Consider the following 24,766-nt stretch of genomic DNA (forward strand, 5'->3'; position numbering starts at 1 on the left):
CGCCCGAGCGGCTGGTCGTGGTTAATGCCCGGCTTGCGGACCGCGCTCCAGACCGCTTGCGGCAAGCTGCGCATCGATCATCGCCATCAGCCGGTCCAGCCCGTCCCGGCTCTTCGCCTCGGCGCGCGCGACGAGCACGTCCTGGGTGTTCGAAGCGCGGAGCAGCCACCAGCCATCGGGCGTGTTGACGCGCGCGCCGTCGGTGCGATCGACATCGGCGCCCTCGGCCTCGAGCCGCGCGAGCACTTCGTCGATCACAGCGAATTTCCGCGTATCGGAAACCTGGAAGCGCATCTCGGGGGTGTTGATCATCGGCGGCATCGCGTCCTTGAGCTCGGTCAGCGACTTGCCGGTCGAATGCACTGCGCGGATCAGCTGGACCGCGGCGAACTGCGCGTCGTCATAGCCGTAATAGCCATAGAAGGTGTCGGCGAAAAAGATATGGCCGCTCATCTCGCCCGCGAGCGGCGCGCCGGTTTCCTTCATTTTGGTCTTGATCAGGCTGTGGCCGGTCTTCCACATCACCGGCTTGCCGCCCAGCTCGGCGACTCGGTCGTAGAGCGCCTGGCTCGCCTTGACGTCGGCGATCACCGTCGCGCCGGGTTCGGCCTTGAGCAGAGGCTCAGCCAATATGGATAGAATCTGATCGCCCCAGACCACGCGGCCCTGCCCGTCGACTGCGCCGATCCGGTCGCCGTCGCCGTCAAAGGCCAGTCCGAAATCGAGCTGCTTCTCGGCGACAAGCGCCTTCAGGTCAGCGAGGTTCTTTTCCTCGGTAGGATCGGGATGATGGTTGGGGAAATTGCCGTCCACTTCGGTGAAGAGCGTAAAATGCTCACCCGGCAGTTGCTGAACCAGCTTCTCGATCACCGGACCGGCGGCGCCGTTGCCCGTATCCCATCCGACGCGATAGGCGCCGCCGGCATAGCCCGCGACCAGGCGACCGACATAGTCATCGACGATGTCGTAGTCGGTGATCGTTCCCGCCGTCTCGGCCTCTTCCCAATCGCCCTCGGCCGCCATCTTGCCGAGCGTCTGGATGTCCTCGCCGAAGAACGGGCGATGTTGGAACACCATCTTGAAGCCGTTGTAATTGCCGGGATTATGGCTGCCGGTTATCTGGATGCCGCCATCCACCTCCAGCGTTGCCTCGGCATAATATAGCATTGGCGTCGGCCCCATGCCGACGCGGACGACGTCGCAGCCCGAGGTGGTAAGCCCCTCGATCAGCGCCGCCTCGAGCTCGGGCGAAGAGATACGGCCGTCGCGGCCGACCGCGATGCGGGTGCCGCCGGCGCGGCGGAGCAGCGTGGCGAAGCCGCGGCCGATGGCGCGCGCGTCGTCGGGTCCAAGCGCTTCCCCCACGATTCCGCGAATGTCGTATTCGCGCAGCGAAGTGGGGTCGAAACGGTGCGTCATGATGCCTCCGGGAAAGGGTGTTGCCGGCCTAAATCGTCAGCGCCGCGAAAGTTCAATTACGCAGGTGCAACAAGACCGAAGCGGCGGTCCGTGGCGCCTATGCGCTACGGCGAAGCAACGTGTCGCGCGCGGCATTGATCCGCCGCGTCAGTTCTTCGGATCCGCCCTTGTCGGGATGGACTGCGGTGACCAGCCGGCGGTGCGCGCTGCGGATCGCTTCCTCGTCGGCATCGGTGCCGATGCCGAGGATCGCGCGCGCCTCGTCCTCCGGCATGCGCGGCGCGCGATGCCTGACCTGCGGCTTGGGCCGCGGCTTGAAGAACAGATAATAGATCGCGCTTAGGATCAGCGCCGCGAGGATCGCCTTGGTCATCAGGCGAACAGCGGCATGGCGACTTCGGGCAACGCCAGGCCCGCCATCATCTCACGCAATTCCTGGCGCGCCGCGACGTGGCTGAGGCCCATTTCGCCGAATTCGCGGCTGTCGAGCATGGTCAGTCCCTGCGGGAACAGCTCGCGATAGATCACCCGCTCGCTGAGACCCGAAATCACCCGAAAGCCGACACGTTTGGAAAGCTGGTCGATCGCCTCGGAGACGCGGCGCATGTTGCGCGCCTCGATATGCTGCATTCGGTTGCGCAGCACGACCCAGTCGATCGTCTCGCCATCGGCCTTGGCGCGGCGTTTTCGGGATTCCCAGATCAGCTCGGAATAGAAGCTGGGGCGAGTGACCTTGTAGGTATCGGGATCGACATGGCCGATCAGGTCGAAATCGACAAAGCTGTCGTTCATCGGCGTGACCAGCGTGTCGGCGTTGGTGACCGCGATGCGCGCGAACTTGTCGTCGCGGCCCGGCGTGTCGATGACCAGGAAATCAGCATCGGCGCCGAGGCGCTCGAGCGTCTCGCCGAAGAAATCCATGCTCTCGCCGTCATGCGTCTCATAAACCGGCGTGGGCAGTTCGCGGCCCATCCGCTTCACCGTGGCGAGGCGGTTGTCGAGATACCGCCCCATCGTACGCTGGCGGTGATCGAGGTCGAAACAGGCGACGCGCGCGCCCTTGGACGCAAGCGCGATCGCCGCGTGGACCGCGGTGGTCGACTTGCCGGTGCCGCCCTTCTCATTGGCAAAAACAAGCACGTGCAAGCGCTTAGCTCCGTCGGTCAAGCCTATAACTTCCTTTGTTGATCCCGCGCCCCGCGGCCCATAGAAGGCCGCGCTTCTGTTGTATCGAAAGTGTCCAAGCGTGCAAACCGTCCGTCAGCCCGATGCCCTCCGCGCCGCGGTCGCCGCCTGGCGCGCCGCGGGCGAGCGCGTCGCGCTGGTGCCGACGATGGGCGCGCTCCACGACGGGCATATGGCGCTGGTCGAGGCAGCGAAGCGCGCCGCGCAGCGCGTGGTGGTGTCCATCTTCGTCAATCCCAAGCAGTTCGGCCCGGGTGAGGATCTCGCCAAATATCCCCGCAAAGAGCTGGCGGATTCGCGGATGCTGTCGAACGCCGGCGTCGACCTGCTGTGGCTGCCCCCGGTCGAGGTGATGTATCCCGAGGGTTTCGCGACCAACGTGTCGGTCAGCGGCGTGAGCGAAGTGCTCGACGGCGCGCACCGGCCGGGGCATTTCGACGGCGTCGCGACGGTGGTGGCCAAGCTGTTCAACCAGGTGAAGCCGGATGTCGCCCTGTTCGGCGAGAAGGACTGGCAGCAGCTTGCGGTGATCCGCCGGCTGGTCGCCGATCTCGACCTGGATATCGAGATCCAGGGCGTGCCGACCCAGCGCGAAGACGACGGCCTCGCGCTCTCCTCGCGCAACGCGTACCTGATCCCCGAGGAACGCGCCCAGGCCGTCGCGCTGCCGCGCGCGCTGGGGCTTGCCGAGCGCGCGATCGCCAAGGGCACCGATCCCGAAGCGGCGCTGGCCCAGGCGCGCGAGACGTTGACCGCAGCCGGGTTCGCAATCGATTATGTCGCGCTTGCTGATGCCGAGACGCTGGGCGATCCGATCGAAGGCCGGCCGATGCGGCTGCTCGCCGCGGCGCGGATCGGCGGCACGCGGCTGATCGACAATCTGGCAGTCAACCCGGCGGCTTTGGACTGATACGGGCGGAGCAGCAGGTCGCCGCTCAGTCCTCCTCCTCCATCTTGTCGCCGCTGCTCCCTCCCTGGGTCGTGGCGACGGCGTCGCTCGCCGGAACGAAGGACATGATGCGCGGCTGGCCGCTCATCACTAGGCTCGTGCTTTTCTGAAGCTGTTCGAACCATTTCGCATCGAACGCGCCGCTCTGTGTCGCGTCGATGCTCTCTTTCCATACTTCCTTTCCATCCAGCGAGATGGCGAAGAACAAATGTCGAAGCTTGCGGCTGGTGGCCCCCTGCATTAGCGCGATGACCTGATCGGGGGATTTGCCGAGGTCGTTGGCGATCTGGGTGCACAGCTCGTCACTGTGGTAGTGCTCGTCGACGATCGGCGTGCACGTCAAGCGTACCGACGGCCGGACCGAGACCGCCAGCTTCTGCGCCGCAGTCTCTATCGCCGCCATGTGCGAATTTGCGGCGTGGCTGCCGGCATAGAGATTGTCCTCGGTCTCCCCGCCCCCAAGGCCATGACCCTGCATGTGCAGCCATTCGTAATTGGGGGTCCGCGCATAGATCGAAGCCGGCATGGGCGCGAGGCCGTCGAGGAAATAGTCGCCCATCACCTTATTGTTGTTGTCGCGATCCCCAATCGAGGATTGCGGGACGAACGTCTTGGCAGGCGCGCCCGTATAGGGGGCATCCTCCCACATCTGTCTCTCGACGGTGCGCGCGCCGACGTCGGACATGGTGAGCGGGTTGTCGCCCAGCCTGCCGTAGAAAGATTTGCCGCCGATATGTTTTCGCGGAACCGTGCGCCAATGGATCGTACCGTTCTGGAACCGGATCAGTCGGTATTCCTCTTTCGGGCTGGCGGCATATTCGACGCCATCGACCGTACGGAACTGGAAATTGGGATAGGCCAGGCCGACCTTTGCCGCGAGCTTTTGCTTCTCGGCGTCGGTGGGTTCTCGCTGGATCACGGGAGCCGCCGGTGTGGCCCGCTGCGATGGGGCCTGGGCCTCGGATGCATCGGCATCGCCCCGATGGCCCATGGCGAGCGCACGACTGCCCATGACATCGGCCTCGCGCTCGAGTGCACCGTCGTCGTTGATCGCCTGTCCCGCGGCTTGTGCAGTCGCCGGAACGCGGCCCTGCTTCTGCTGGACGATGTGCCAGGCCTCGTGCGCGAGGTGGCGCTCCTGGCCCGGGGCGACATGGATGTCGCAGCCCATTGCGAACGCATGTGCGCCCAACTGCGCCGGGCGGCCCGAGCCGTAATGGACGGCAACGTCGTCGAGACGGATCCCCGACAGTGTCTCGACCCCCGCCTTGAGCGAGTCGGGAAGCCCGGTGCGGTTGGGACGCGCGGGATAAGAGAGGCGGCCGGGATCCGCGCCCGCCTTGCATTGCGCCGGATAGGCACGTCCGACGTTAGCGCGCGCCGACCGCCGCGCCGGCGTCCCGGCCGTGTCGTGGCCCTTCTCAAACGCTGCCCTTGCCATGCGTGGCAATCCTTTCCGCCCGCCAAGCATAGCGCGAGATTCGCGCAGTATAATCCCGGAGGCCCCCCTGAATAAATACAGTTAACCTCATTAACCTTTTGTTTGCCGCTAACCTGCCAATCCATGCACATTGGATCAGCAAGTGGGTTGAGCGACAATGGGCAACAGTCTCAAGAGTGCGCGTTTCCTCGTCGAGAGCCGTCTGCGCGACGCAGCACGCGGCGACGCCAAGGCATGCTTCGATCTGGGCATCGTCTATTCGAGCGGCGCCGAGGGCGTCGATGTCGATCTGGTCGAGGCGCACAAATGGTTCAACATCGCGGCCGTTTCGGGCAGCGAACGCGCCGCCGAGTGCCGCGCCGAGATTTCCGAGGACATGACCGCGCGCGAGATCATCGACGCGCAGAAGGCCGCCCGCGCCTGGCTGCGCGGCCTCGAGGTGCGCGCCGCCTAACCGCGGAACAGGCGCACGGCGACGAATGCGGTCGGCAAGCCGACCACGCCGCCTACGAACAGCGCATAGAACAGGAAGAAAACCGCCGCGAAGATCGGCATGCCCGGATCGAGATCCGGCCGCCCCGATCTTGCAGCACCCGCTAGAGTTACGGCGGTCGCCACGGCGAACAGCGCCACCGCGAGCAGCGGAAAGGCCGCCGCGGCGCGAAACACCTGGCTTCCAAACGAAGCCGTGGGCCAATGCCCGACTACCCAGCGCGCCGCCGCCAGCGTCACCAGCATAGCGGCCAGCGCCGAACCGATCAGGAACCCCATCTCAGCCGCAGGGCGTGGCGGGAAGCGTCTTGCCCGCGCCGGCCAGCGACTGGACGCTGAAGCGTCCGTCGGAATAGCGGATCGTCACCGTGTCGCGGCTGCGCAGCGCGGCCCAGAGCCCGCGAAAATCGGCGCTGCTCGCCGCGAGCTTCACGCTTCCTTGCCCATCGGTCGCGAAGCGCCATTCGCGCGATCCGGCGCGCGACGAGACGCGCAGCCGCAGCGCGGACCCGGCGGGCGGCGCCCGGCCCTTGATCTGCGCCGCGATCGACGCTTGCCCGCTGGGCAGGCAGGAGAGGGCGAGCGCGCCGCCGGTGGGGGCGTCCCATTGACCGGTACGATATTCGGTGATGCCCTGGTTGAAACCGCGACTCCACAGGCTGCCCGATTGCTGGGCGGCGGCGGGGAGCGCAGTCGCAAGCGCGGCGGCGGCGAGCACGGATCGGATCATGCGCGATTCTCCGGTTTCGCGCGACAAGCGCGCCAGACCGGAGTCGGTTCCCACGGCGCCATCCGCCGTCATCCCGGCTTTTGCCGAGAGGACGGATTACGCCTTCTTCGCCGCCGCTTTCTTCGGCGCCGCTTTCTTGGCCGGGGCCTTTTTGGCGGCCGGCTTCTTCTTGCCCTTGGTCGGACCCGCCGCGGCGCGGGCGTCGATCAGCTGGGCGGCTTCCTCAAGGGTGAGCGCATCCTTGTCGATCGACTTGGGCAGCGTCGCGTTGGTCTCGCCATCGGTGACATAGGCGCCGTAGCGGCCCTCCATCAGCTTGATATCGGCCTCGGTGCGCGGATGTTTCCCCAGCACCTTGAGCGGCTCGCGCGCAGCGCCGCGCGCCGGCCTGCCCCCGTTGGCGGCAGCCTCGGCGAGCTTGACCACCGCGGCGTTCATCCCGGTCTCGAACACTTCGGCGGTCGACTGGAGCCGGGCGTATTTGCCGGCATGCGCCAGATACGGCCCGTAGCGCCCGATCGAGGCGGTGATCGGCTCGCCGCTCTCGGGATGGGTGCCGACGGTGCGCGGCAGCTTGAGCAGCTTCAAGGCCCATTCGAGATCGAGATCGATATCCTTGGGGATCGACGCGCGCGCCGCCTCCTTGCCCTCGCCGAGCTGGATGTACGGACCGAAGCGGCCCGACTTGCGCTCGACATTGAGCCCTGACTCGGGATCCTGGCCGAGCACTTCGGGGCCGGTATCCTCGGCGCCGTCGCCGCCGGGCTGGCCGAAGCGCCGGGTGAACTTGCACTCGGGATAGTTCGAGCACGCCACGAACGCGCCGAACTTGCCGCCGCGCAGCGCGAGCTGGCCGGTGCCGCAATTGGGGCATAGCCGCGGATCGCTGCCGTCGGCCTTGGCCGGGAAGAGATAGGGTTCGAGGAACAGATCGAGCGCGGCGGTGACCTCGCTCGGCTTCTGCTCCATCACCTCGGTGGTGCGTGGCTTGAAGTCCTTCCAGAACTCGGCGAGTACTGCCTGCCATTCGGCACGGCCGCCCGAAACGTCGTCGAGCTCTTCCTCGAGCTCGGCGGTGAAATCATAGCCGACATATTTCTGGAAGAAGCGTTCGAGGAACGCCGTCACCAGCCGGCCCGATTCCTCGGCGAAGAAGCGGTTCTTTTCGACGCGGACGTAGGAGCGGTCCTTGAGCGTCTGGATGATCGAGGCATAGGTCGACGGGCGGCCGATGCCGAGTTCTTCGAGCCGCTTGACCAACGAGGCCTCCGAAAAGCGCGGCGGCGGCTGGGTGAAGTGCTGCTCGGCATTCACTGCCTTTTTGGCGGGGGCGTCGCCGGCGGACATGCGCGGCAGGCGCCGCGAATCCTCGTCGCCCTCGTCATCACGTCCCTCTTCGTAGAGCGCGAGATAGCCGGGGAAGAGCACGACCTGGCCGGTGGCGCGCAGCCCGTGCTGGCCGCTGCCGTCCTCAAGGTCGATCGTGGTGCGCTCCATCCGGGCGCTGGCCATCTGGCTGGCGAGCGCGCGCTTCCAGATCAGCTCGTACAACCGGCCGTGGTCGCCGCTGCCGGCCTTGTCCTTGGAGAAGTCGGTCGGGCGGATCGCCTCGTGGGCTTCCTGGGCGTTCTTGGCCTTGGTCTGGTACTGGCGCGGTTTGTCCGGCACGTACGAGCCGTCATAGCGCGTCGCCACCGCTTTCCGGGCCTCCTGGATCGCACCACCGTCCATCTGGACGCCGTCGGTACGCATGTAGGTGATCGCGCCGTCCTCGTAGAGGCCCTGGGCGATGCGCATCGTGTGGCTGGCCGAGAAGCCGAGTTTCCGCGCCGCCTCCTGCTGGAGGGTCGAGGTGGTGAAGGGCGGCGGCGGGTTGCGCATTGCCGGCTTGGTCTCGACGCTGGAGACCGAGAAGCGGCCTTCCTCGACCGCCTTCTTGGCGGCGAGTGCGGTGCCCTCATCACCGATCGACAGGCGATCGAGCTTGTCGCCCTTATACTTGACCAGCCGGGTGACGAACGGCGTGCCGTCCTGCTCCATGTCGGCAGTGACCGACCAATATTCCTGCGGCTTGAAGCCTTCGATCTCGCGCTCGCGATCGACGATGATGCGCAGCGCGACCGACTGGACGCGGCCCGCCGACTTGGCACCGGGCAGCTTGCGCCACAGCACCGGCGAGAGCGTGAAGCCGACCAGATAGTCGAGCGCGCGGCGGGCGCGATAGGCGTCGATCAGATCGGTATCGAGCTCGCGCGGAGCCTTCATCGCCTCGAGGATCGCCGGCTTGGTGATCGCATTGAAGGTGACGCGCTCGACCTCCTTGGGGAGCGCCTTCTTGAGCCGCAGCACTTCCTGTACGTGCCAGCTGATCGCCTCGCCTTCGCGATCGGGGTCGGTCGCGAGGATCAGTCGATCGGCCTTCTTGGCCTCGTCGGTGATCGCCTTAAGCTGCTTCGATTTGTCGGCGTAAGTTTCCCAATCCATCGCGAACCCGTCGTCCGGGTTCACCGAGCCGTCCTTCGCCGGCAGGTCGCGGACATGGCCGTAGGAAGCGAGGACGCGGTAATCCTTGCCGAGATATTTTTCGATGGTCTTCGCCTTGGCGGGCGATTCGACGATGACAAGCTGCATGGGAGTTAGTCGGTCCTCACGTGTACGCGTGTAAGGTGGGGAGGCTCGATGGCAGGCGTCAAGCCATGCCGAGACTCACCCGGCCGCCGGCATGGCGTTCGAGGCGGCCGGCGAGTTCGAGTTCGAGCAGAACGGTCTGCACCACGGCGGGCGCAAAGCAGCTCTGGCGGATCAGTTCGTCGATCGCGACGGGCACCGGACCGAGCAGCTCGACCAGCGTGCGGCGCTCGGCATCGCTGGCGTCCTGCGGCGGCGGGCCTGCGAAGCCGCCGGCGGGCGCGCGGACGGCACGGGCATCGATCGGGCGTACCGCTTCGAGGATGTCGTCGACCGACTGGACCAGCGTGGCGCCCTCGCGGATCAGCAGATTGCACCCCTGCGCGCGGGGATCGAGCGGCGAGCCGGGGACTGCCATCACCTCACGCCCCGCCTCGGCGGCGATTCGCGCAGTGATCAGGCTGCCCGAGCGCGGCGCCGCCTCCACCACCACCGTGCCGAGCGCGAGCCCGGCGATGATCCGGTTGCGCGACGGGAAGAAGCGCGCGAGCGGCTCGGTGCCCGGCGGCTGCTCGGCGACGAGCAGGCCCTCGCGCGCGACGCGCTCCTGGAGCTCGGCATTCTCCGGTGGGAAGGCGACGTCGATGCCGCTGGCGATCACGCCGATCGTCCCGCCGGCGAGCGATCCGCCATGTGCGGCGGTGTCGATGCCGCGTGCGAGGCCCGACACAATCGTGATGCCGCGGTCGGCCAGCCCCAGCGCGAGGTGCCGGGCGAAGCGGCAGGCCGCGGCCGAAGCGTTGCGCGCACCGACCATCGCGATGCAGTTGCGATGCGCGAGCGCGATGCTGCCGCGGACGATCAGCGCGGGTGGCGCGCTTTCCAGCTCGGCAAGCAGCGGCGGATAGTCGGCATCCCCCAGGAACAGGTAGCGCGCGCCGAGCTTCTCGACGCGCGCGATCTCGCGGCGGACCATGCCGATATCGGCGATCGCCGGCGCTCGCCCGCCACCGCGCGCAGCGAGCATCGGCAGCGCGTCGAGCGCCGCTTCGGCAGTGCCGAAGCGCGCGACCAACTGGCGCCAGGTGATCGGGCCGATCTTCGCCGAGCGCAGCAGCCGGAGCTGCGGCTCGCGAGCGTCAGCCATTCTTCTTGCCGATGCGCGGCTCGGTGCCACTGAGCAGGCGATCGATATTGTCGCGGTGTTTCCACAACACGATCAGCGCGAGCGCGAGCAGCGGGAGGACGAGATCGATTCGTCCCCAAAAGGCAGTGGCGACCGGCGCGCTGATCGCCGCCGTCATTCCGGCGAGCGAAGAGATACGCAACGCCCCTAGCAGCCCAAGCCACACGGCCGCATAGACGAGGCCTGAGGGCCAGTGCAGCGCGACAACGATGCCCATCAGCGTAGCCACCCCCTTTCCGCCGCGGAACCGCAGCCAGACCGGGTAGCAATGGCCGAAGAACGCCGCGACGCCGGCAAGGATCGCGGTGCCGGGCAGCAGCCAACCGGCGAGCAGCACTGCGGCGGCTCCCTTGGCGAGATCGAGCAGCAGCGTTGCCGCTGCGAGGCCCTTGCGCCCGGTGCGCAGCACGTTGGTGGCGCCGATATTGCCCGAGCCGATCTGGCGCAGGTCGCCCGCACCGCCCATCCGCGTGAGCAGCACCCCGAACGGGATCGAGCCCAGCAGATAGCCGAGCAGGATCGCGGCGGCGGCAGGCATCCAGATGATTTCGGTCGGCAATGCTTCCCCCTGATACGGCCGAACATAGGCGTTGCCCCCCGCGCGGCGCAACCACCCCGTCTCCCGATGTTGACGCAGCGCGGGCACGAAGCCATGCGCGCCGGATGGCCGATCGCCGCCCGATCCTATTCTTCGATTCCGGCATGGGCGGCCTGTCCGTCCTCGCGCCCACCGCGGCGCTGCTGCCCCGGGCACCTTTGGTCTATGTCGCCGATTCGGCGGGCTTTCCCTATGGGACGCGCAGCGAGACGGAGATCGCCGCGCGCGTACCCGCGCTGCTCGGGCGGCTCGCCGAGCGCTACGATCCGCGGCTGATCGTGATCGCGTGCAATACCGCCTCGACGATCGCGCTCCAGCATGTCCGCGCCGCGCTCGACGTGCCGATCGTCGGCACCGTGCCTGCGATCAAGCCCGCCGCGGAGATCAGCCGGACGCGCGTCATCGGCGTGCTCGGCACGCAGGCGACGGTCCGCCAGCCCTATGTCGATGATCTCGCCGCGCGCTTCGCCGCGGATTGCACGGTGCTGCGCCACGGCTCGGCCAAGCTGGTCGATATGGCGGAGGCGGCGCTGGCGGGCGAACGGCCTTCGGTGGCGGCTGTCCGCGAAGCGCTGGCGGGATTGACCACGCAGCCGGGCGGCGACGCGATCGACGTGATCGTCAATGCCTGCACCCATTTTCCGCTGCTGGAAGAGGAGCTTGCTGCCGCGACCGGCGCGCTGGTGCGCTTCGTCGATGGCGGACCGGGGATCGCGCGTCGCGTCGCGCATTTGACGGAGGGGCAGCAATGGCCCGAAGTGCCGCTGCCGGGTCGCGCGGTGTTCACCGCGGCGAATGCGCGCACCGCACGCTTGGCGCCCGCGCTGGCGCGCCTGGGCCTGGAAGCGGTCGAATCGCTCTAGGCGGCGACCGCCCCCGCGCCGAGATCCTGCACCAGCGCCGAATAGCGCTCGGCCAGTTCGAGATGGACGCACTTCGCCGTGGTGTCTTCGGCCCGCTCGGCCCGTTCGCGCTCTTGCCGCTCGCGCATTCGATAGTAATCGAGATTGTCGCTCATCCGTCACGCTCCGTCAGCACAAGCGGGAGCCCGATGTCTCTCAGCCGCGGGCTCGCTTGACCACCGAGTCGCCCGCGATGATTCACTCCATATCATCTTTACCGCGCCGATGGGCTGATCCGTATCAGCTTGGACAAAATGCCACAGCGTGGCCGCCAACTGTTTGCGCTAGAACAATGCGCGCCGCGCGGGACGAAGGCATGTAAGCGCGGGTGGCAATTCTTGGTTTTTGAGGATAGTGGGTGCGATATGCGCATCGAGGACAGCCCTTCGCCCGCAGTCGATTATTCGCGGGTCTTCAATCAGGCGATCGACCGGCTCCACGCCGAGGGCCGCTATCGTGTGTTCATCGACATCCTGCGCAACAAGGGCGCCTATCCCAATGCGCGCTGTTTCGCCGGGCATAACGGCCCCAAGCCGATCACGGTGTGGTGCTCGAACGACTATCTCGCGATGGGCCAGCATCCGAAGGTGATCGCGGCGATGGAGGAGGCGCTCCACGACGTGGGGGCAGGCTCGGGCGGCACGCGCAACATCGGCGGCAACACGCACTATCATATCGAGCTCGAGCTCGAGCTCGCCGACTTGCACGGCAAGCAGGGCGCGCTGATATTCACGTCGGGCTATGTCTCGAACGAGGCGACCTTGGCGACGCTGGGTAAGATCCTGCCGGGCTGCATCATCTACTCGGACGAACTCAACCACGCCTCGATGATCGCGGGGATTCGCAATTCGGGCTGCGACAAGCGCGTGTTCCGGCACAACGACCTCGCGCATCTCGAGGAACTGCTGGCGGCCGACGACCCGGCGAGCCCCAAGCTGATCGCGTTCGAGAGCGTCTATTCGATGGACGCCGATATCGCGCCGATCGCGGAGATCTGCGACCTGGCCGACAAGTATAACGCGCTCACCTATCTCGACGAAGTCCATGCCGTAGGCATGTACGGCGCGCGCGGCGGCGGGATTTCCGAGCGTGACGGCATTGCCGAGCGGCTGACGATCATCGAGGGCACGCTGGGCAAGGCGTTCGGGGTGATGGGCGGCTACATCACTGCCGACCAGACGATCATCGACGTTATCCGCAGCTACGCGCCAGGATTCATCTTCACGACCTCGCTCTCGCCCGTGCTCGTCGCGGGCGCGCTGGCGAGCGTCCGCCACCTCAAGGGCTCGACTGCCGAACGCGAAGGCCAGCAGGCCGCCGCCACCAAGCTGAAGGCGATCATGGCCGAGGCCGGGCTGCCGGTGATGAATTCGACGACGCACATCGTCCCGCTGATGGTCGGCGATCCGGTCAAGGCCAAGAAGATCAGCGACATCCTGCTCGCCGAATATGGCGTGTACGTCCAGCCGATCAATTACCCCACGGTGCCGCGCGGCACCGAGCGCCTGCGCTTCACCCCTGGCCCCGCGCATGACGAGGGCATGATGCGCGAGCTCGTCGATGCATTGAGTGAGATCTGGGGCCGGCTGGAGCTGCGCAAGGCAGCCTGATGCGCTGGAGCAAGCTCCGATCCTTGGTGATCGAGCGCTTGGCGCCGCCGTTGCAAGCGCGGCTCGACATCCATAGCGCGGCGTACGGCAATTGCAGGTGTGGCCATGCCTGGCTGACGCTCGACGGCGAGGTCATCGCCAATTTCTGCACGCGCGCCCATTCTATCGCGCAGGGCTGGGAAACCTCGGGCTCCGCACCCAATCCGATGTATAAAGGGCAGCTGGCGGAGTTCGGTGCGCTTAGCCGGCAGGATGTTTACCGCACGCTCTGGGATTTTATCCATGCGCTTTCGATCGAACAGGCGCTCGCGAGCGACGATATGCTGACCCAGGCGCTGGCCGTCGCGGATGCGCGTGTCGGCAAGCGGCGGCTCGCCACGCTGGATTCCGACTTGCTTTACCCCTTGAGCGCGTACCTGTTGATGCTGCGCACCAGCCAAGGGGGCGGCCTTTCTCCGTCGGGCTATGCGAAGCTGAGAGCGCGGGCGACGGACATCGCCGCCTAGCCGTCGCGGCGTGCGATGTTATTTCGGGAGCGCGAATCGTATCGTCGCCAGCTCGGCTTCGACCGGCAATTCCTCCAGCGAGCCATCTACCAGGAAGCGCAGCACCTTGGCAGCGAGATCGGGCCGGTCGCGCAGCAGTGGCAGCGGGCCGGTGTGCTGGCCGCGATGGATCAGCAGCGCGTGCGCATTGGGGAACCAGGGCAGGATGCCGGTTAGGTTCTCCATGGGCGTGTTGGTGTCCCAGTCCCCCTGGACGAACAGCACGGGGACCGGGTTCGGTACCGGCAGGCGCAGGACATCGCCCATGTCTAGGGTCGGCCAGGCGCCGGTCGAGCCGATATAGCCGGCGAAATTCCAGGTGCCGAGCAGCGCGGTCGCGGGATCGGTGAACAGCTGATGCTTGCGCGCGGAGGTGACTCCGGTGGCAGTGTCGATCAGCGGACTGATCAACGGGATGCTGGCGGCCTTTCGCTGTTCGGCCACCCCTTCTGCCCAGGCATGATAGCGCCCATTGTAGAGATCGATCACGAAGGCCGGCCAGGTCGCCGCGTCTGTCGAGCGCGCGCGCAACGCCAGCTCGAAATCGCCGACGCCGAGCGTGATCCTGCCACCCGGCGTGTCGACAACCACCGGCGCAGCGGCGAGCCGGTCGTGGATCGTACGGATGGCGGCGATCAACCCGCCCTGGGGTATATGCGGCTTGAGTTCGGTATCGCATTCGGCCTCGTAGGCGATCCGCTGCATGGCCGCGAAGACGTGGCTCGGCATGTCATAGCCATTGTCGAGCGGCTCGACCGAGGCGAGCAGCGCGCGGGCAACGGTCTCGGGATGCCGCTGCATCACCGCGAAGCTCCATTGCGAGCCGAAGCTGGCGCCAAACAGGATGAGCTTCGGATAGCCGAGCAGGCGGCGCACCGAATCGACGTCGTCGGCGCATTCGGCGATCGTGTAGCCCGACAGATCCTTGCCCGGATGCTCGCCGGCAACCGCCTTGGCCTGGGCGAGCGTGATCGCCAGATCGGTCTCGACGGTGAAGGGCTTGTCGAGCGGCATCGCCGGGTTGGCGAGTTCGAGCATGTCGCCGCGAAGCGAATAGCCGCGCTGCTCGACGATGACGAGATCGTTGGCTGCGGCATAATCGAGCCACATCCGCAGCCGCCGCTTGGCGGCGGGACTGGGGTCGTCGAGCGTCTCGATCATCGTGATCCCGGGCCCGCCGACGAGCAGGAACACCGGCGGCGCGCCGCTCGGCTTCTGCGCGGCGATCCGGATCACCCCGACGCCGATAGTTCGGCTCGCGGCATTGGCGCGGTTCTCGGGTACCCGCAGCGTGCCGACCTCGTAGCGAACGATACTGCCGTCCGAAGCCGCGACGCTGCCGGGTTCGAGCCGGATCGTTTCGCGCGGCGCCTGCGCACGCGCCACCGGCACCAGCGCGATCGCAACGAAAAGCGCCAAACCTATCGATTGCATGCACATCCTCCCCCGCGAAGCAGATATCATCACGCTTTCGCAATGAATGGAATGTGACTGACCAACCTTAGCCTTTGCCGGCCTCGCTGACATTGCCGGCGAATTCCTCGAAGTCCTTCGCCTCTCGGAAGTCCTTATAGACGCTGGCGAACCGGATATAGGCCACCGAATCGAGGCCCTTGAGCCCTTCCATCACCAGCTGGCCGATCCGCTGCGAGGGGATCTCGGTGTCGCCCAGCGTCTCGAGCTGACGCTGGATGCCCGAGACGAGGCGCTCGATCTGCGCCGGGGTGATCGGCCGCTTGCGCGCTGCGGTCGAGACCGAGCGGACCAGCTTGTCGCGCTCGAACGGTTCGCGGCGCTCGCCGCTCTTCACCACGGTCAGGTCGCGCAGCTGGATGCGTTCGAACGTCGTGAAGCGCGCGGCGCACGCCTCACACTGGCGCCGCCGCCGGATCGCCGCCCCGTCTTCGGTGGGGCGGCTGTCCTTTACCTGACTGTCTTCATTTCCACAGAAGGGGCAGCGCAATTACAGCTCCGGATAGATAGGGAAGCGCTCGCATAGCGCACGGACGCGTGTCCGGACATTGGCTTCGATCTGGGCGTCGCCTTGCTCGCCATTCTTGCGCAGCCCGTCGAGCACGTCGGCGACCATGTTGCCGATCTCGCGGAACTCGGCAGGGCCGAAGCCGCGGGTGGTGCCGGCGGGCGAGCCGACGCGGATGCCGCTGGTCTTGACCGGAGGCAGCGGATCGTTGGGGATGCCGTTCTTGTTGCAGGTGATCGCGGCGCGCTCGAGCGCCTCGTCGGCGTCCTTGCCGGTCACGCCGAGCGGGGTGAGGTCGACCAGCGCGAGGTGCGTATCGGTGCCGCCCGAGACGAGGTTGGCGCCGCGCTCGTTGAGTGTCGCGGCAAGCACCTTGGCGTTCTCGACGATCGCCGCGGCATAGCTCTTGAAGTCGGGGCGCAGCGCCTCGCCGAACGCCACCGCCTTGGCGGCGATGACGTGCATTAGCGGGCCGCCCTGGAGCCCTGGGAACACCGCCGAATTGATCTTCTTGGCGATCGCTTCGTCATTGGTGAACACTGCGCCGCCGCGTGGCCCGCGCAGCGTCTTGTGCGTGGTGGTCGTCACGACATGCGCGTGGCCGAACGGGGTCGGGTGGACGCCGCCGGCGACGAGACCGGCGAAATGCGCCATGTCGACCATGAAGATCGCGCCGACTTCATCGGCGATGGCGCGGAACTTGGCGAAGTCGATGATCCGCGGATAGGCCGAACCGCCGGCGATGATCAGCTTGGGCTGATGCTCCTTGGCCTTTGCCAGCACTTCGTCGAAGTCGATGAGGTGCGTCGTCGGGTCGACGCCGTACTGGATCGCGTTGAACCACTTGCCGCTCATCGCCGCGCGCGCGCCGTGCGTCAGATGCCCGCCCGAATCGAGGCTGAGGCCCATGATCGTGTCGCCGGGCTTGGTCAGCGCCAGCATCACCGCGCCATTGGCCTGCGCGCCAGAATGCGGCTGGACGTTGGCGAAGTCGCAGCCGAACAATTGCTTCGCCCGATCGATCGCGAGCTGCTCGACCTCGTCGGAAGGATGGCAGCCCTGGTAATAGCGCTTGCCGGGATAGCCCTCGGCATATTTGTTGGTGAACACGCTGCCCTGCGCTTCGAGCACTGCCTTGGAGACGATGTTCTCGCTGGCGATCAGCTCGATCTGGTGCTGCTCGCGCTCGAGTTCGTGGCGAACGCCGGCGAACACCGCCGGATCGGCGGCGGCGAGGTCCTGGGTGAAGAAACCGTCGGGCTGGAGCCCTGCATTTTGCGGGTTGGTGCTCATCTCAGGCTCCTTGCGGGTTGCTGAGCTTCTCGACGCGGCGCTGGTGCCGGTCGCCGAGGAACTCGGTCTCTAGGAAAGCGGTGATGCACGCCTTGGCCATCTCGATGCCGATCAGGCGGGCGCCGAGCGCGATGACATTGGCGTCGTTGTGCTGGCGGGCAAGGCTGGCGGAAAGCGGCTCTGAAACCAGCGCACAGCGCGCGGCGGCGATGCGGTTGACTGCGATCGAGATGCCGATCCCCGATCCGCAGATCGCGACGCCGAACGCCGCCTCGCCCGCTTCGATCGCGCGGCCCAGGCGGAATCCGTAATCGGGATAGTCGACGCTTTCGGGCCCGTTGGTGCCCAAATCGAGCACGTCGTGACCTCGCTCACGCAACCATTCGGCGACTTCGGACTTCATGGCGAAGGCGGCGTGGTCCGAGGCGATGGCGATGCGGTGCGACATGCGCGCTCCCCTACGCCGCACGGGCCGCGCTGGCTAGACCGACTATTCGGAGACCGACATGCGAAAGACACTATTGGCCCTGGTTCCAGCGCTTGCGCTCGGCCTGGCCGCCTGCTCCGAAAGCGCGCAGGACAATCTGAGCGCAACGCTCGACCGCACCGGCGCCTCGCTCGAGAATGCCGCCAACGACGCGGGCGACACGATCGCCAATGCCGCCGACGATACCGGTCGCGAGCTCGACAATTTCGCCGACGATGTCGGCCAGCGTGCCGAGGGCGTCGGCAACGCGATCGATAACGCGACGCGCTGATCCCGTCCGTAAAGACCACATGCCCGCCCGCGCCCCGACGCGCGGGCGGTTCGATTCAGGAGAGAATGCCATGCGTTTCGTGATCCTCGCCCCGCTCGTCTTCGGCCTCGCGGCCTGCAACACCGCCGATCAGGCCGCCCAGGACACGGGTAACGCCGTCGAAAGCACGGGATCGGCAGTCGCCAACGCCGTCGAAGAGGGTGCCAATTCGGTCAGCGAAGCGGTGACCAACGTCGCCGCACCCACCGATCGCGACGCCTGGGTCGGCAAATGGACCGGCGTCGAGGGCACGATGCTCACGATCGCCAAGGGCGACGGCCCGGGCCGCTACAAGCTAGACATGCAATACACGCTCGACGACAAGGGCAGCTTCGAAGGCACCGGCACCGATACCGGCATCGCCTTCCGCCGTCCCGATGGATCGCAGGTGCTGCGCGCCACCGATGGCGACGCGACCGGGCTCAAATATCTGGCGGGCAAGAAGGACTGCCTCACCGTCAAGACCGGCGAAGGCTATTGCCGCGACTGAGGCTCAGCGGCGGCGCAACCAACCGCGCCGCCGCGCTTCGGCCGCGTAGGTCGCGCTGACCGGCACTGCCGCGCCGCCTGCAAGTTGCAACAGCCAACGCCGTCCGTCGCGTTCGACACCCTGAACCGCCTCGCCCGCGACCCAGGCGCCGCGATGCACCTGCGCGCCGTCTATTCCGGCCAGCTCGACGAGGGCATCGCCGAAGCGATAGTGGATCAGCGTGCTCCGCCCGTCGCGGCTGTGGACGCGGCAATAATGGTCCTCGGCCTCTACGGCGGCAAGCGCGTCGGGCGTCACGCGGGCGCGGCCGAGCAGTCCGCCGTCCGGGATCGGCGCGGCTGCCGGCTGGGGACGATGAAGCACCACCCACGCGGCCATCGCGGCGACGGCGATGATCATCGCCGAAATCGCCAGCGCATGCCCCCATGTCTCGAACAGGTTGAGCGCGAAGGGCTGGCCGACCGCGGCGCCGCACAGCGCGATCTCGACCGGCAGCGTCAGGTTGAGCAGCGGCGTGCCGAGCAGCGAGGCGCGCGGCCAATCGCCGGGCTTGCGCACGCGCCAGGCAAACCAGAGTTGCCATTTGAGCGCGTTCACCCCCATCAGCAGCAACCAGAAGCCGATGCGATGCCCCAGCATTAGTCGGCCGGTGCCGAACCCCCCAGTCACCACCATCAGTCCGGCCGCACCCAGCGAGCCGATCCACAGCAGGGGAAATCCCGGCGGCGGATCGCGCCATGTGCGTTTCGCGAAGCCAAGGACGCGGTTCGCGAAACGCGGCTTGCCCGGCGCGGGGTCGGCGCGGCTTTGGCGGGCGGTCCGGGCGGCAGGCATGGCGGAGAGGCTGCCATCGCGCACCCGGCAGGGCAATCGGGGACGGTCATGAAGACGATAATAGTAGCAGGCTTGCTGGCGCTGGCGTTTCCGGTGGCGGTACAGGCGCAGCCGACCGATACCGCCGCGATCGCCGCGCAGCGCGAGGCGATGGCCAAGCTCAACTGGATGCACGGCACCTGGCGTGGCCCGGCGGTCAGCCAGTCGCCGCAGGGCGAGCACCGCGTGACGCAGACCGAGCGGATCGGCGGCTTTCTCGACGGCACGCTCACCATGATGGAGGGCAAGGGCTTCAACCCCGATGGCAGCGTCGGCTTCAACGCGCTGGGCGTGGTATCCTATGATGCCCAGGCCAAATCCTATTGGCTGACCAGCTGGGCGCTGGGGCACGGCGGCAAGTTCCCGTTTCGGCTTACCGACACCGGCTATGTCTGGGAAATCCCGGCCGGACCCCAGACGATCCGCTACACGGCCACCTTGGCCAGCGGCGTCTGGACCGAAGTGGGCGACTATATCACGGCGGGGCAGGCGCCCGTCCGCTTCTTCACGATGACGCTGACTCGCACCGGCGACACCGACTGGCCCGCCGGCGGGAACGTCACGAAACCGTGACCTGACTGACAGCCGGGTGTCACAAGCCCCGGCTAGCAGGATGCGACGCCGCCCGCGGGCTGGGCGGCGCGCATCTGGAGTCCGGCCATGGGAACTCTTGCCAAGGCGCCGAAGAACGGCGCGGTTCGCGGTGCGGTGCATCGCCATGACCATCTCAGCAAGGAAGGCCTGCTCGAGCGCGCCTTCACCTTCGCGTTCCGCGGCCTTGTCTATCCCCAGATCTGGGAAGATCCGGTGGTCGACATGGAGGCGCTGGAGATCACGCCCGATAGCCATGTCGTGACGATCGCCTCGGGCGGGTGCAACGCCTTCTCCTATCTGACCGCGAACCCGCGCGCGATCACCGCGGTCGATCTAAACCCCGCGCACATCGCGCTCAACAAACTCAAGCAGGCCGCGGCGCTGCATCTGCCCGATCATGCCAGCTTCCGCGGCTTTTTCGGCGACGCCGACCGGCCCGAGAATGTCGCGCTGTACGAGCGTCATCTCTGCCCGCATCTCGACTCGGCGACCCGCGGCTATTGGGAAGGCCGCGCGTATAACGGCCGTCGCCGCATCTCGGGCTTCGCTACCGGATTCTACCGCCAGGGGCTGCTCGGCCGGCTGATCGGCTTCGTCCACTTCCTTGGGCGCTTCTATCGCATCGATCCGCGCGAGATCCTCGCGGCGCAGTCGATCGAGGAGCAGCGCGCGATCTACGAGGCACGGCTCGCGCCTTTCTTCGAGAAGAAGTTCCTGCGCTGGCTGGTCGACCAGCCCGCTGCCTTGTTCGGCTTTGGCATCCCGCCGGCGCAATACGATCTGCTCAAGGTCGACGACACGCGCGGCATCACTGGTGCGCTCGAGAGCCGGCTGCGGAAGCTCGCCTGCGACTTCGACATCAAGGACAATTTCTACGCCTGGCAGGCGTTCGGCCGCGGATACGGCAAGCACGACGACGCGCCGCTGCCGCCCTATCTCCAGGCGAGCAATTATGCGGAGATTCGCGACCGCGCCGACCGTGTCGAGATCCGCCACACCAACTATGCCGATTATCTCGAGGGCATGCCGGCGCAGTCGCTCGACCGCTATATCCTGCTCGACGCGCAGGACTGGATGACCGACGCCCAACTCACTCGGATCTGGAGCGAGATCACCCGGACGGCCAGGCCCGGCGCGCGCGTTCTCTACCGCACCGCCGCAGCGCCCGACGTGGTGCAGGGGCATGTGCCCGCCGCGATCCTCGGCCAATGGGACTATGCGTCGCAGGAACAGCGCGACGACTGGACCCGCCGCGACCGCTCCTCGGTCTATGGCGCGACGCACCTCTGGACGTTGAAGCCGCACGCATGAGCACGATCGCGGCGGGCCAGCAGGCGCTGATGGACGACGTCTACTCGCTCCATCGCCATTTCTACGACCTCACGCGGAAGCTCTATCTGCTCGGCCGCGACCGGCTGATCCGCAACCTCGCGCCGCCGCCGGGCGGAAGCGTGGTCGAAGTCGGCTGCGGCACCGCGCGCAACCTCATCGTCGCAGCCAAGGCGTGGCCCGACGCGCGCTTCCACGGCTTCGACATCAGCGCGGCGATGCTCGAGACCGCGCGGAAATCGGTGGCGAAGCATGGCCTGTCGGACCGGATCATCCTCGCCCAGGGCGATGCCGGCACGTTCGACGCCACGTCGCTGTTCGGCCTGGAGAAGGTCGATCGCATCTTCATGAGCTACACGCTCTCGATGATCCCGCCTTGGCAGGAAGCGATCGAACGCAGCGCGGAGAGCCTGGCGCCGGCCGGTGGACTGCACATCGTGGATTTCGGCCAGTATGAGCGGCTGCCCGGGCTGGTGAAGCGGCTCCACTTCAAGTCGCTCAACGACTTTCACGTCACGCCGCGGCGCGAGCTTCCCGCCGTGCTCCGGCGCGTTGCGCAGGCGCACGGGCTGGGCCTCGAATTCACCCCCCTCTATCGCGGCTATGCCTGGAGCGCGGTTCTCCGGCGCTAATCCTGTGCAAACAGAACGCCGAGCGCGGCGGTGTTGAGCGCCAGCAAGGGGCCCAGCCACAGGTTCGAAGTCCGCAGCGTATCGAGCGGATGGGCGGAAGTGAGCGCGCTCAGCAGCGCGATCGTGAGCAGCAGCAGGTACAGCACGCTGAGGACCAGCGCGACCGGCCAGCTCGGCTTGCGCGGCGCCGCGCCGCCGCCCTCAGCGCCTTCCTTCTTCTTGGTCTGGTATTGGATCCCGCCGACCAGTGCCATGATCGGGAACAGGTTCGGCGTGAACCATTCCCAGGCGGCGCGGACGTCGGCACCGAACAGCGGCAGGTTCGACATCAGCACGAGGAGCAGGATCAGCAGCACGCCCCATATCCACCAGACCAGCGTGAGGATCGATGTGGACTTCATTGTCCTTCCCCCGCCAGCCGCGCGCCGCGCAGATGCTTGCGTGCGCCGAGCGCGCTGGTGGTCACGAAGGCGGGTTCGCTGCGCACCGAGGGCCGCGCGAACTCATAGACCAGCACGCTGAAATGGTGCGCGGGGCCGATCGGCACGCCGGCGATCGAAGGCGGAAGCACGTCTGCACCCCGATCGAGCCATTGCTGCGCCTCGGGCAGGGATACCTGCTCCGATCCCGAGGTCGAGGACGCGGTGCTCACCAGGAAGACGATTACGCGATACCGGCCGGGATCGGCATTGCGGAACGCGCTCAGCCAGGATCGGGGGTTTGCCAACTGGCTCCAGTCGATCAGCGCGGAGGGTTCGAGCACCCAGCGCTTGGGCTCGGCCGCAGAGCGCCCGTCCGCATCGAACCGCTCAGGCTGGGTGACCAGGGCGAACCCGCCAGGCACCGCGAAATAGCTGCGCCGGTCATAGCCGGCGCGGGACAATTGGACGCGCAACGCCGCTTCGGCTTGCCCGGCCGTGGCGATCGACGGGCCCAGCCGCGTGAATGCCAAAACCATCTTTGCCGACGGCCGGGGTGCCGGTAAGGCAAACCGCGGAAAGGCTGGCGTGGGTGTTCCGATGGGCAGGGGCGGTGGCGCCGCGTAGCGTCCCAGCGGGGCGCACGCAGCCACCACCAGCGCCGACACAAGCGTAAAGCAGCGAAGATAGCGTATCACGGCGGCCCCCATTCCGCGAGAATGCCGTATCGCTATCATGAAAGGTCAAGTGAACGAAAGTGGCAGACATCGCCCCGAAAGACGCCCCGCTAGCCCAGGAAACCCCGAAGTCGCCCCGGCCGGTCATCGTCCTCGTTCGTCCGCAGCTCGGCGAGAATATCGGCAAGGCGGCGCGTGCGATGCTCAATTTCGGGCTGACCGAGATGCGCCTCGTCAGCCCGCGCGACGGCTGGCCCAATCCCTCGGCTGGTCCCGCGGCAAGCGGCGCAGACGTGGTGCTCGAAAGGGCGCAGCTCTTTGAAAGCGTCGCCGAGGCCGTCGCCGATTGTACCCATATCTATGCCACCACGGTGCGCAAGCGCGGCGTCACCAAGCCGGTAGTCACGCCCGAGCAGGCCGCGCGCGAGATCCGCGCGGCCGGCGCGGAGCGCTCGGCGATCCTGTTCGGCCCCGAGCGCTCGGGGCTCGAGACCGAGGACGTCACCCTGGCCCGGACGATCCTCACCGTGCCGATCAACCCCGAATTCGGCTCGTTGAACCTTGCCCAGGCAGTGATCCTCGTCGCCTATGAATGGTCGAAGGGGGCAGGCCTTGCCAGCCCGCCGACGACCGAGCTGGATCCTCCGGCGCCGCAGGACGAACTCGACGGGATGATCGGCCAGCTCGATAGGATGCTCGCCGATTCGGGCTATTATTTCCCGCCGAACCGCGTCCCCGCAACGCGGCGGACGCTGCGTACCTTGCTCACCAAGCCAGGCTGGTCGTCGCAGGAACTGCGTACGCTGCGCGGAGTGCTTTCGGCGCTCGACGGCAGGAAGCGCCACCGCGCCGACTGACCTTCAGCGCCGATCGAACGTCTCGAGCTCATAGGCGATCGAGGCCTCGACCAGCTGTTCCCACAGCGCGCCGATCGGCGCCTCGGGGAGGCCGGCCGCGCGGGCGTGGATGCGTGCGTTGGCGATGACCTCCGCCTTGCGCGCCTCGTCGCGCACCTGGCCGCGCTCGGGCTTGATGCGCGCGGCCGCGTCCATATAGCCGAAGCGGCGCGCGAGCAGCGCGACCAGCGCGCGGTCCACCGCGTCGACGCCGGCGCGGACCTCGGCCATCGTCGTGCAGGCTTCGGGATCGAGAATGTCTTGCATGGCCCGCCTGTGGCGAGTGCCTGCGCCGCTGTCCAGCTTGACTTGGGCGTCCCCGGCGGCTAACCGCGCGCCTTCGCAATGGCCCCGCACCCCGGTGAAGCGGTGGCCCTGCCCTCCCACAAGGAACCAGCAGGCGGATACCGGGAACAACCCCGCGTTCCCGAACGGGAGAGCGGACTACGTCGTTCTGTAATTGCAAAGGATTCAATATGTCGAAGCGCTCCAGCGCCAAGCACAAGCTCGACCGCCGGATGGGCGAGAACATCTGGGGTCGCCCGAAGAGCCCGGTCAACAAGCGCGAGTACGGTCCCGGCCAGCACGGCCAGCGCCGCAAGGGCAAGATGTCGGACTTCGGCATCCAGCTGCGCGCCAAGCAGAAGCTCAAGGGCTATTACGGCGACATCACCGAGAAGCAGTTCAAGCGCTCGTACGAGGACGCTTCGAAGATGAAGGGCGACACCGGTCAGAACCTGATCGGCCTGCTCGAGATGCGCCTCGACATGATCGTCTATCGCGCCAAGTTCGCGCCGACGATCTTCGCCGCGCGCCAGCTGGTCAACCACGGCCATGTCCGCGTCGATGGCGACAAGTGCAACATCGGCTCGCGCCGCATCAAGCCGGGCCAGACCGTCTCGCTCTCGACCAAGGCGCAGGAAATGGCCCTGGTGATGGAGGCGCAGAGCCTCTCCGAGCGTGACATCCCCGACTATGTCGTGCCTGAAGGCGCCTCGAAGATCACCTTCACGCGCGTGCCCACGCTCGACGAAGTGCCTTATCCGGTTCGCATGGAGCCGAACCTGGTCGTCGAGTTCTACTCGCGCTGATCGGCATCC

At 67.0% G+C, this 24,766-nt stretch carries 30 protein-coding genes; 12 read left to right on the forward strand and 18 right to left on the reverse strand.

Annotation, left to right across the window (positions count from 1 at the left end):
• Positions 1-21 precede the first annotated feature (21 nt).
• The 3 genes from pgmG to RZN05_RS16610 form a co-directional block, all read right to left on the reverse strand.
• On the reverse strand, positions 22-1,419 hold the full coding sequence (gene pgmG / locus RZN05_RS16600) for a phosphoglucomutase/phosphomannomutase PgmG (protein ID WP_317227799.1): 1,398 nt from the start codon (positions 1,417-1,419) through the stop codon (positions 22-24).
• A gap of 97 nt (positions 1,420-1,516) precedes the next feature.
• Complete coding sequence (locus RZN05_RS16605; RefSeq protein WP_317227800.1) at positions 1,517-1,792, reverse strand: J domain-containing protein; 276 nt, start codon at positions 1,790-1,792, stop codon at positions 1,517-1,519.
• The gene (locus RZN05_RS16610) at positions 1,792-2,565 is read right to left on the reverse strand and encodes a division plane positioning ATPase MipZ (protein WP_394804832.1); all 774 of its coding nucleotides are present in this window, start codon (positions 2,563-2,565) and stop codon (positions 1,792-1,794) included. The genes RZN05_RS16605 and RZN05_RS16610 overlap by 1 nt, the downstream gene beginning before the upstream one ends.
• Before the next feature lie 100 nt (positions 2,566-2,665).
• Here RZN05_RS16610 and panC point away from each other — a divergent pair, with 100 nt between their 5' ends.
• The gene (panC, locus tag RZN05_RS16615) at positions 2,666-3,514 is read left to right on the forward strand and encodes a pantoate--beta-alanine ligase (RefSeq protein ID WP_317227802.1); all 849 of its coding nucleotides are present in this window, start codon (positions 2,666-2,668) and stop codon (positions 3,512-3,514) included.
• 25 nt (positions 3,515-3,539) lie between these two features.
• Here panC and RZN05_RS16620 read toward each other — a convergent pair whose 3' ends face one another.
• Positions 3,540-4,994, reverse strand: coding sequence for an eCIS core domain-containing protein (locus tag RZN05_RS16620; RefSeq protein ID WP_317227803.1), 1,455 nt, complete (start codon positions 4,992-4,994; stop codon positions 3,540-3,542).
• Positions 4,995-5,151: 157 nt separating this feature from the next.
• Here RZN05_RS16620 and RZN05_RS16625 point away from each other — a divergent pair, with 157 nt between their 5' ends.
• Positions 5,152-5,448 carry an SEL1-like repeat protein gene (locus RZN05_RS16625; RefSeq protein ID WP_317227804.1) on the forward strand — a complete coding sequence of 99 codons (297 nt, stop codon included), beginning with the start codon at positions 5,152-5,154 and terminating at the stop codon, positions 5,446-5,448.
• Here the strand turns inward: RZN05_RS16625 and RZN05_RS16630 are convergent.
• The 5 genes from RZN05_RS16630 to plsY form a co-directional block, all read right to left on the reverse strand.
• Entirely contained in the window at positions 5,445-5,765 is a 321-nt protein-coding gene (locus tag RZN05_RS16630; RefSeq protein ID WP_317227805.1) for a hypothetical protein, read from the reverse strand. The two genes, RZN05_RS16625 and RZN05_RS16630, sit on opposite strands and share 4 nt — an antisense overlap.
• 1 nt (position 5,766) lies before the next feature.
• Positions 5,767-6,216, reverse strand: coding sequence for a hypothetical protein (locus tag RZN05_RS16635; protein ID WP_317227806.1), 450 nt, complete (start codon positions 6,214-6,216; stop codon positions 5,767-5,769).
• 96 nt (positions 6,217-6,312) lie between these two features.
• Positions 6,313-8,847: a type I DNA topoisomerase gene (gene topA, locus RZN05_RS16640; RefSeq protein WP_317227807.1), complete on the reverse strand. Its 2,535-nt coding sequence runs from the start codon at positions 8,845-8,847 to the stop codon at positions 6,313-6,315.
• 58 nt (positions 8,848-8,905) lie between these two features.
• Positions 8,906-9,991: a DNA-processing protein DprA gene (dprA, locus tag RZN05_RS16645; protein WP_317227808.1), complete on the reverse strand. Its 1,086-nt coding sequence runs from the start codon at positions 9,989-9,991 to the stop codon at positions 8,906-8,908.
• Entirely contained in the window at positions 9,984-10,568 is a 585-nt protein-coding gene (gene plsY / locus RZN05_RS16650) for a glycerol-3-phosphate 1-O-acyltransferase PlsY (RefSeq protein WP_317228553.1), read from the reverse strand. Before plsY ends, dprA begins: the two co-directional genes overlap by 8 nt.
• Positions 10,569-10,693: 125 nt before the next feature.
• On the opposite strand from plsY, the gene murI reads away from it, so the two are divergent.
• Positions 10,694-11,491 carry a glutamate racemase gene (gene murI / locus RZN05_RS16655; protein ID WP_317227809.1) on the forward strand — a complete coding sequence of 266 codons (798 nt, stop codon included), beginning with the start codon at positions 10,694-10,696 and terminating at the stop codon, positions 11,489-11,491.
• On the opposite strand, the gene RZN05_RS16660 is transcribed toward murI, so the two are convergent.
• A complete protein-coding gene (locus RZN05_RS16660; RefSeq protein ID WP_317227810.1) occupies positions 11,488-11,646 on the reverse strand; it encodes a hypothetical protein in 159 nt (52 codons plus the stop codon). The two genes, murI and RZN05_RS16660, sit on opposite strands and share 4 nt — an antisense overlap.
• A 249-nt stretch (positions 11,647-11,895) precedes the next feature.
• On the opposite strand from RZN05_RS16660, the gene hemA reads away from it, so the two are divergent.
• Both hemA and RZN05_RS16670 read left to right on the forward strand, forming a co-directional pair.
• A complete protein-coding gene (gene hemA / locus RZN05_RS16665; RefSeq protein WP_317227811.1) occupies positions 11,896-13,140 on the forward strand; it encodes a 5-aminolevulinate synthase in 1,245 nt (414 codons plus the stop codon).
• Complete coding sequence (locus RZN05_RS16670) at positions 13,140-13,646, forward strand: SF0329 family protein (protein ID WP_317227812.1); 507 nt, start codon at positions 13,140-13,142, stop codon at positions 13,644-13,646. Before hemA ends, RZN05_RS16670 begins: the two co-directional genes overlap by 1 nt.
• Positions 13,647-13,664: 18 nt before the next feature.
• Here RZN05_RS16670 and RZN05_RS16675 read toward each other — a convergent pair whose 3' ends face one another.
• From RZN05_RS16675 to rpiB, 4 genes are all read right to left on the reverse strand, one after another.
• A complete protein-coding gene (locus RZN05_RS16675; protein ID WP_317227813.1) occupies positions 13,665-15,119 on the reverse strand; it encodes an alpha/beta fold hydrolase in 1,455 nt (484 codons plus the stop codon).
• Between the two features lie 67 nt (positions 15,120-15,186).
• Positions 15,187-15,648 (reverse strand): transcriptional regulator NrdR, encoded by a 462-nt coding sequence (nrdR, locus tag RZN05_RS16680; protein WP_317227814.1) that lies wholly within the window; start codon positions 15,646-15,648, stop codon positions 15,187-15,189.
• Complete coding sequence (glyA, locus tag RZN05_RS16685; RefSeq protein WP_317227815.1) at positions 15,649-16,959, reverse strand: serine hydroxymethyltransferase; 1,311 nt, start codon at positions 16,957-16,959, stop codon at positions 15,649-15,651. It lies immediately after the preceding gene.
• A gap of 1 nt (position 16,960) precedes the next feature.
• The gene (rpiB, locus tag RZN05_RS16690; RefSeq protein ID WP_317227816.1) at positions 16,961-17,407 is read right to left on the reverse strand and encodes a ribose 5-phosphate isomerase B; all 447 of its coding nucleotides are present in this window, start codon (positions 17,405-17,407) and stop codon (positions 16,961-16,963) included.
• Between the two features lie 58 nt (positions 17,408-17,465).
• Here rpiB and RZN05_RS16695 point away from each other — a divergent pair, with 58 nt between their 5' ends.
• Together RZN05_RS16695 and RZN05_RS16700 are read left to right on the forward strand one after the other, a co-directional pair.
• Positions 17,466-17,717 (forward strand): hypothetical protein, encoded by a 252-nt coding sequence (locus RZN05_RS16695; RefSeq protein ID WP_317227817.1) that lies wholly within the window; start codon positions 17,466-17,468, stop codon positions 17,715-17,717.
• 70 nt (positions 17,718-17,787) lie between these two features.
• Positions 17,788-18,246: a hypothetical protein gene (locus tag RZN05_RS16700; protein ID WP_317227818.1), complete on the forward strand. Its 459-nt coding sequence runs from the start codon at positions 17,788-17,790 to the stop codon at positions 18,244-18,246.
• 3 nt (positions 18,247-18,249) lie between these two features.
• Here RZN05_RS16700 and RZN05_RS16705 read toward each other — a convergent pair whose 3' ends face one another.
• Entirely contained in the window at positions 18,250-19,080 is an 831-nt protein-coding gene (locus RZN05_RS16705) for a LytTR family DNA-binding domain-containing protein (protein WP_317227820.1), read from the reverse strand.
• Between the two features lie 48 nt (positions 19,081-19,128).
• Between RZN05_RS16705 and RZN05_RS16710 the strand changes: the two genes are divergently transcribed.
• From RZN05_RS16710 to RZN05_RS16720, 3 genes are all read left to right on the forward strand, one after another.
• Positions 19,129-19,692 carry a DUF1579 domain-containing protein gene (locus RZN05_RS16710; RefSeq protein WP_317227821.1) on the forward strand — a complete coding sequence of 188 codons (564 nt, stop codon included), beginning with the start codon at positions 19,129-19,131 and terminating at the stop codon, positions 19,690-19,692.
• Positions 19,693-19,779: 87 nt separating this feature from the next.
• Positions 19,780-21,024, forward strand: coding sequence for a DUF3419 family protein (locus tag RZN05_RS16715; RefSeq protein WP_317227822.1), 1,245 nt, complete (start codon positions 19,780-19,782; stop codon positions 21,022-21,024).
• Entirely contained in the window at positions 21,021-21,674 is a 654-nt protein-coding gene (locus tag RZN05_RS16720) for a class I SAM-dependent methyltransferase (protein ID WP_317227823.1), read from the forward strand. The genes RZN05_RS16715 and RZN05_RS16720 overlap by 4 nt, the downstream gene beginning before the upstream one ends.
• Here the strand turns inward: RZN05_RS16720 and RZN05_RS16725 are convergent.
• Positions 21,671-22,075: a hypothetical protein gene (locus RZN05_RS16725; protein WP_317227824.1), complete on the reverse strand. Its 405-nt coding sequence runs from the start codon at positions 22,073-22,075 to the stop codon at positions 21,671-21,673. The two genes, RZN05_RS16720 and RZN05_RS16725, sit on opposite strands and share 4 nt — an antisense overlap.
• Positions 22,072-22,632, reverse strand: a complete 561-nt coding sequence (locus RZN05_RS16730) for a hypothetical protein (RefSeq protein WP_317227825.1) — start codon at positions 22,630-22,632, stop codon at positions 22,072-22,074. The genes RZN05_RS16725 and RZN05_RS16730 overlap by 4 nt, the downstream gene beginning before the upstream one ends.
• Before the next feature lie 227 nt (positions 22,633-22,859).
• Here RZN05_RS16730 and RZN05_RS16735 point away from each other — a divergent pair, with 227 nt between their 5' ends.
• Positions 22,860-23,627, forward strand: a complete 768-nt coding sequence (locus RZN05_RS16735) for an RNA methyltransferase (RefSeq protein ID WP_317228554.1) — start codon at positions 22,860-22,862, stop codon at positions 23,625-23,627.
• A gap of 3 nt (positions 23,628-23,630) precedes the next feature.
• Here the strand turns inward: RZN05_RS16735 and RZN05_RS16740 are convergent, their stop codons facing one another.
• Positions 23,631-23,933, reverse strand: coding sequence for a chorismate mutase (locus RZN05_RS16740; RefSeq protein ID WP_317227826.1), 303 nt, complete (start codon positions 23,931-23,933; stop codon positions 23,631-23,633).
• A gap of 209 nt (positions 23,934-24,142) precedes the next feature.
• On the opposite strand from RZN05_RS16740, the gene rpsD reads away from it, so the two are divergent.
• Complete coding sequence (rpsD, locus tag RZN05_RS16745) at positions 24,143-24,757, forward strand: 30S ribosomal protein S4 (protein WP_317227827.1); 615 nt, start codon at positions 24,143-24,145, stop codon at positions 24,755-24,757.
• Positions 24,758-24,766: the final 9 nt, after the last annotated feature.

Source organism: Sphingomonas sp. HF-S4 (assembly GCF_032911445.1).
In the GTDB taxonomy this organism is placed as follows: domain Bacteria; phylum Pseudomonadota; class Alphaproteobacteria; order Sphingomonadales; family Sphingomonadaceae; genus Sphingomonas; species Sphingomonas agrestis.

What these genes read in the sequence shown, in the direction of transcription:
- pgmG (WP_317227799.1), bottom strand. Translation starts at nt 1,419, where the DNA reads ATGACGCACCGTTTCGACCCCACTTCGCTGCGCGAATACGACATTCGC.
- RZN05_RS16605 (WP_317227800.1), bottom strand. Translation starts at nt 1,792, where the DNA reads ATGACCAAGGCGATCCTCGCGGCGCTGATCCTAAGCGCGATCTATTAT.
- RZN05_RS16620 (WP_317227803.1), bottom strand. Translation starts at nt 4,994, where the DNA reads ATGGCAAGGGCAGCGTTTGAGAAGGGCCACGACACGGCCGGGACGCCG.
- RZN05_RS16625 (WP_317227804.1), top strand. Translation starts at nt 5,152, where the DNA reads ATGGGCAACAGTCTCAAGAGTGCGCGTTTCCTCGTCGAGAGCCGTCTG.
- RZN05_RS16630 (WP_317227805.1), bottom strand. Translation starts at nt 5,765, where the DNA reads ATGGGGTTCCTGATCGGTTCGGCGCTGGCCGCTATGCTGGTGACGCTG.
- RZN05_RS16635 (WP_317227806.1), bottom strand. Translation starts at nt 6,216, where the DNA reads ATGATCCGATCCGTGCTCGCCGCCGCCGCGCTTGCGACTGCGCTCCCC.
- topA (WP_317227807.1), bottom strand. Translation starts at nt 8,847, where the DNA reads ATGCAGCTTGTCATCGTCGAATCGCCCGCCAAGGCGAAGACCATCGAA.
- dprA (WP_317227808.1), bottom strand. Translation starts at nt 9,991, where the DNA reads ATGGCTGACGCTCGCGAGCCGCAGCTCCGGCTGCTGCGCTCGGCGAAG.
- plsY (WP_317228553.1), bottom strand. Translation starts at nt 10,568, where the DNA reads ATGCCTGCCGCCGCCGCGATCCTGCTCGGCTATCTGCTGGGCTCGATC.
- murI (WP_317227809.1), top strand. Translation starts at nt 10,694, where the DNA reads ATGGCCGATCGCCGCCCGATCCTATTCTTCGATTCCGGCATGGGCGGC.
- RZN05_RS16660 (WP_317227810.1), bottom strand. Translation starts at nt 11,646, where the DNA reads ATGAGCGACAATCTCGATTACTATCGAATGCGCGAGCGGCAAGAGCGC.
- hemA (WP_317227811.1), top strand. Translation starts at nt 11,896, where the DNA reads ATGCGCATCGAGGACAGCCCTTCGCCCGCAGTCGATTATTCGCGGGTC.
- RZN05_RS16670 (WP_317227812.1), top strand. Translation starts at nt 13,140, where the DNA reads ATGCGCTGGAGCAAGCTCCGATCCTTGGTGATCGAGCGCTTGGCGCCG.
- RZN05_RS16675 (WP_317227813.1), bottom strand. Translation starts at nt 15,119, where the DNA reads ATGCAATCGATAGGTTTGGCGCTTTTCGTTGCGATCGCGCTGGTGCCG.
- glyA (WP_317227815.1), bottom strand. Translation starts at nt 16,959, where the DNA reads ATGAGCACCAACCCGCAAAATGCAGGGCTCCAGCCCGACGGTTTCTTC.
- rpiB (WP_317227816.1), bottom strand. Translation starts at nt 17,407, where the DNA reads ATGTCGCACCGCATCGCCATCGCCTCGGACCACGCCGCCTTCGCCATG.
- RZN05_RS16695 (WP_317227817.1), top strand. Translation starts at nt 17,466, where the DNA reads ATGCGAAAGACACTATTGGCCCTGGTTCCAGCGCTTGCGCTCGGCCTG.
- RZN05_RS16700 (WP_317227818.1), top strand. Translation starts at nt 17,788, where the DNA reads ATGCGTTTCGTGATCCTCGCCCCGCTCGTCTTCGGCCTCGCGGCCTGC.
- RZN05_RS16705 (WP_317227820.1), bottom strand. Translation starts at nt 19,080, where the DNA reads ATGCCTGCCGCCCGGACCGCCCGCCAAAGCCGCGCCGACCCCGCGCCG.
- RZN05_RS16710 (WP_317227821.1), top strand. Translation starts at nt 19,129, where the DNA reads ATGAAGACGATAATAGTAGCAGGCTTGCTGGCGCTGGCGTTTCCGGTG.
- RZN05_RS16715 (WP_317227822.1), top strand. Translation starts at nt 19,780, where the DNA reads ATGGGAACTCTTGCCAAGGCGCCGAAGAACGGCGCGGTTCGCGGTGCG.
- RZN05_RS16720 (WP_317227823.1), top strand. Translation starts at nt 21,021, where the DNA reads ATGAGCACGATCGCGGCGGGCCAGCAGGCGCTGATGGACGACGTCTAC.
- RZN05_RS16725 (WP_317227824.1), bottom strand. Translation starts at nt 22,075, where the DNA reads ATGAAGTCCACATCGATCCTCACGCTGGTCTGGTGGATATGGGGCGTG.
- RZN05_RS16730 (WP_317227825.1), bottom strand. Translation starts at nt 22,632, where the DNA reads ATGGTTTTGGCATTCACGCGGCTGGGCCCGTCGATCGCCACGGCCGGG.
- RZN05_RS16740 (WP_317227826.1), bottom strand. Translation starts at nt 23,933, where the DNA reads ATGCAAGACATTCTCGATCCCGAAGCCTGCACGACGATGGCCGAGGTC.
- rpsD (WP_317227827.1), top strand. Translation starts at nt 24,143, where the DNA reads ATGTCGAAGCGCTCCAGCGCCAAGCACAAGCTCGACCGCCGGATGGGC.